The sequence below is a fragment of the Nonomuraea sp. NPDC001684 genome (assembly GCF_053596515.1).
The window spans coordinates 1-4081 of sequence record NZ_JBSFGJ010000639.1 but is presented as its reverse complement, the minus strand read 5'-3'; the positions used below and the strand labels follow the sequence as shown (position 1 = coordinate 4081).

Here is a 4081-nt window from a genome sequence, read left to right as displayed (position 1 = left end):
CCGGGCGGGCAACCAGCGCATCAGCCACTCGCGTCCGCTGGGGCCGCGCAGCTCGGCCTCGATTGCCGCCGGGGCGCTGTGCCGGTTCCGCCAGAGCTCCATGGGGATCGGGCGCATCCCGTGGGGGCTGCGCGAGGCGGTGCCGCCGGTCTGGTGGGGCGCCACCAGGATCGAGGCGCCCATCAGCGCGGTGGCGCGGACGTTCTCGACCAGGTTGTTGTCCCAGCAGATGAGGATGCCCATGCGGACGCCCCAGGGGGTGTCGAAGACGGTGTAGGCGTCGCCGCTGCTGATCGCCGGATGCTCGAAGGCGTGCAGCTTGCGATGACGGTGGACGGATCCGTCCGGGACGCAGAGGGCATAGCTGTTGAACAGCCGCCCGTCCGTGTCGCTCTCCAGGAAGCCGACTCCCACGGCGACGCCGTGCTCGGCCGCCAGCGCGCGCACGGCGGTGACGGACGGACCGTCCACCGGCTCGGCGAGCTCCCGCAGCCGCTCGGGGGTCTGGCGGCGGAGATGCCAGTACCCCAGCAGGCACATCTCCGGGAAGGCGATGACCTGCACGCCGTCCGCGCTCGCCACGCGCACGTGGTGCTCGACCTGGGCCAGGTTGTAGGTCTTGTCATCGGGACGATGCTCGAACTGCACGGTCGCGCACCGCAACGTCGTGGGGGTCTCGGCCGCCTCGTCATTCTCTGCCATCGCGAACCTCCGGCTCCTTGCGGGTGGCTCACCAGCAGACCGCATGCGCGTCTCATTCGTCCAATGAATCTTTTTCGCTGTTCGATAGAGTCGCGGAATGGATCTGGTTCTGCTTCGCGCCTTCCTCATGGTCGCCGAGCACGGTCACTACGGCCGCGCCGCGCGAACGCTGAACGTCACCCAGCCGACGCTCACGAAACAGATCCAGTCGCTGGAGGCCCAGGTGGGAGGCCGGCTGTTCGACCGCGGCCGGCACGGCGCCGCGCTGACCGGCCTGGGCGCCGTCCTGCTCCCGGACGCGCAGGCTCTCCTGCGGCGGGCGGACGCGCTCACCCGGCGGATGGCGAGAATGGCCACCGGCGAGATCGGAAGGCTGTCGGTCGGCTTCGGGCTGTCGAGCATCGACCTGGCCCCTCGGATCGTCGCCGCCTTCCGGCGGCGCCACCCCGACGCGCACGTCACTTTGGACGACATGTCGTCACAGGCCCAGCTTGACCGGATCGACGCGGGCGACCTCGACGTCGGTTTCGTCCGGCTGCCGCTCGACGGCGGATGGGGACGGCTGCCGCTGGCCGGCGACCGCCTCGCCCTCGCCTGGGCCGACCATGACGACCGGCCTCCGCACGACGTCGGAGATCTCGCGAGTTGGGCGGCCCGCCACGACTTCCTCCAGCTGGCGCAGGAGAGAGGGCCCGGACTGGTACGGCAGATCAACCACCTGTGCACCGTCGTCGGGGGCCGCCCTGCCGTCGTCCAGGAGGCTCAGGACCTGCAGACCGTGCTCGCGCTGGTGGCGGCCGGCGCGGGGGTCGCCTTCGTGCCGGCCAGCGCCCGCCGGATCGCGCCGTCCTCGGTCACGATCACGCCGATCCGCCATCCGGCGGCCGAATGGCAGATCGCCGTGGTGTGGAAGGACGGGCGGTCCGGCCCGTTGACGACCGGTTTCCTGGACCTCGTACGAGAACACGGTCTTCTCGAAGCCGGCGGCTCCTGAGCCGGCGCCTCAGTCGCGGCGTGTCCCCGCCGGTCACCCACTTCGAGGAGACGTCAGGAGATGGTGAGCGTGCCGTCCGGGTTACGGGCGCACGTGACGATCGCGCGGGGCGTCGCGGCCAGGGCGCCGGTCAGGCACTGGCCGAGGACCGTGTGGCCCGCGGCGTTGGGGTGCCACGACTCCTGACAGGTCTGGAAGTAGGTGACGCAGGTGTTCGCCGCCCGCTGGATACCGATCTTGTCCCAGCCGGACAGGCTGGTGATGAACGTGCCGGAGGGCCCGTCCTGCACCCGGACCGGCGTCGCGAGCGCACCGGCCGGGCTGCCGGGGTTCTCGCAGAGCCTGGCCCCGTCGAAGGCCTTCTGGACGTCCAGCACGCGCAGGTCGGCCGCCGGGCGTTCGGCTGCCAGCGTGGTGAAGGCGTTCTTGACCAGTGAGCCGAGGTTCTGGGAGAACACGTGCCCGGGGGCGAGGCTGGCACGGTGGATCGGGCACCCGGCGGCGTAGCGCTCGGCGCCGAGGGCGCGGAACTTGTCGCGGGTGTCGGTGCGGCCGTCCTCGTCGTAGTACTGCGGGGCGACGTCGGGCGGCAGCGGGTTGGTGTAGGTCTGCAGAACCACCTGGTGGACGCCGTCGGCGTCGATCTGGTCGAGGGTGTCCAGGATCTGGCGCAGGGCCGCGGTGGTCTCGGCGGTGGCGGCGGCGACCTCGGTGTCGGTGGCCAGGTCGGAGGCGGTGCAGGGCCGCTGCGGCACCTCTCCCTTCAGGTAGGCCCAGAACTCCCACCAGCCCGTCCAGGCGTCGGCGATGAAGCGGTTGGCGCACAGCGTGGCCACGTCGCCGAAGGTGAACTGGGTGTTGTTGGAGCCGAGGCCGACGAGGACGACGTCGATGTCGTGCGTCCGGGCGACGGCGCGCAGCTGGTCGAGTTGCGAGGCGACGGTGCGGCCCTCGGCCCGGGCGCTGGAGGGCGCGGCGATGTCGGCGGGCTGGGCGCCCGAGCACGCGAGGTTGAAACGTTGCTGGATGCCCGGGAGCGACGCCGCGAACACCGAGGCGTTCGCCGACCGGTGACAGAAGTAGGCGTTGCTGTTGGCCGCCGACCAGCCGGGGAAGGACTGTGCCGTGCCGGAGGCGTCGACGACGGGCTGGTAGTTCCCCGCGCCCTCGCCGCTGATGAAGCTGTCGCCGAGCGCGACGGCGGCGGTGGGCAGAGCCGCCTGCGCCGGTCCGCTCTGCACGGTCTGGATGCCGGCCGCGCTCACCAGGAGCATGACAACCGCGGCAACACTCTGGAGGAGCCTCATGACCACCTCATTTCATACTAATTAAGTACGAAATACGCCTGTGTGGATCACAACATGCGGCGCCAACAGCGTCAACATGCTGATGTGTGGGCCGCGCACGCTTACCTGGGACGTAATTGTCGCCCTTACCTCTGGCTGAAAAACTCAGGACATCGCCCGACATAAGGAGTCATGAGATGTTCTTCCAGACCACGGACGGCACCCGCCTCGCCTACGAGGACTACGGCCAGGGCAAGCCCATCGTCTTCGTCGCCAGCGTGATGCTCTCGGCGGACATGTGGGAGTACCAGATCCCGTACTTCGTCGAGCGCGGTTACCGGTGCGTCGCCCTCGACCGGCGGGCCCACGGCCGCTCCGACCGTCCCTCGACGGGCTACGACCTGGACACCGGCGCCGACGACCTGGCGGAGCTGATCGAGCTGCTCGACCTGCGTGACATCACCCTGGTCGGTCACTCGATGGGCGGCGCCGAGGTCGCCCGGTACCTGGCCCGTCACGGCGACGAGCGCGTCGCGCGGGTGGCGTTCGTCTCGGCGATGCTGCCGTTCCTGCTGCAGACCGACGACAACCCCGAGGGAGTGCCGGGCGCCGTGCTGGAGGCCTCGATGGCGGCCCTGGACGCCGACCGTCCCAAGTGGCTGGCGCAGCGGGCGCAGGCGTTCTTCGCCACGCACCTGGGCAACGAGATCTCCCCCGCACAGGTGGAATTCACGCTGCGGCAGTGCCTTGAGGTCTCGCCGTGGGCGATCCGCCAGTACCAGCGGGCCGCCATGACCTTCGACCACCGGGCCTCGCTGGCCGAGATCGCCGTGCCCGCGCTGGTCGTGCACGGGGCCGCCGACGCCTCCATACCGGTGGCCGTCAGCGGGCGGCGCACCGCCAAGCTGGTTCCCGGGGCGACCTACCTGGAGTACCCGACCGGCGGGCACGGCCTGTTCGTCACCCACCGCGACCGGTTCAACGACGACCTGCACACCTTCATCAAGTCCACCTGACGACGGCCGCGGTCATGACCGCATCCGGGTACGGCCCCTGCGGGAGGACGTACGTGGTGGCGCACGCGGCCGAGTGCGCCACG

The 4081-nt window shown here is 70.5% G+C and carries 4 protein-coding genes; 2 read left to right on the top strand and 2 right to left on the bottom strand.

Features of this window, described 5'->3' with window-relative positions; all coding sequences use genetic code 11:
* A partial coding sequence (locus tag ACWCSD_RS49095) for a nitrilase-related carbon-nitrogen hydrolase (protein ID WP_449926150.1) occupies positions 1-702 on the bottom strand: 702 nt, incomplete at its 3' end.
* Between the two features lie 97 nt (positions 703-799).
* Between ACWCSD_RS49095 and ACWCSD_RS49090 the strand changes: the two genes are divergently transcribed.
* On the top strand, positions 800-1696 hold the full coding sequence (locus ACWCSD_RS49090) for a LysR substrate-binding domain-containing protein (RefSeq protein ID WP_449926147.1): 897 nt from the start codon (positions 800-802) through the stop codon (positions 1694-1696).
* Between the two features lie 53 nt (positions 1697-1749).
* Here ACWCSD_RS49090 and ACWCSD_RS49085 read toward each other — a convergent pair whose 3' ends face one another.
* Positions 1750-3003 (bottom strand): hypothetical protein, encoded by a 1254-nt coding sequence (locus ACWCSD_RS49085; RefSeq protein ID WP_449926144.1) that lies wholly within the window; start codon positions 3001-3003, stop codon positions 1750-1752.
* 176 nt (positions 3004-3179) lie between these two features.
* On the opposite strand from ACWCSD_RS49085, the gene ACWCSD_RS49080 reads away from it, so the two are divergent.
* The gene (locus ACWCSD_RS49080) at positions 3180-3998 is read left to right on the top strand and encodes an alpha/beta fold hydrolase (RefSeq protein ID WP_358295301.1); all 819 of its coding nucleotides are present in this window, start codon (positions 3180-3182) and stop codon (positions 3996-3998) included.
* Positions 3999-4081: the final 83 nt, after the last annotated feature.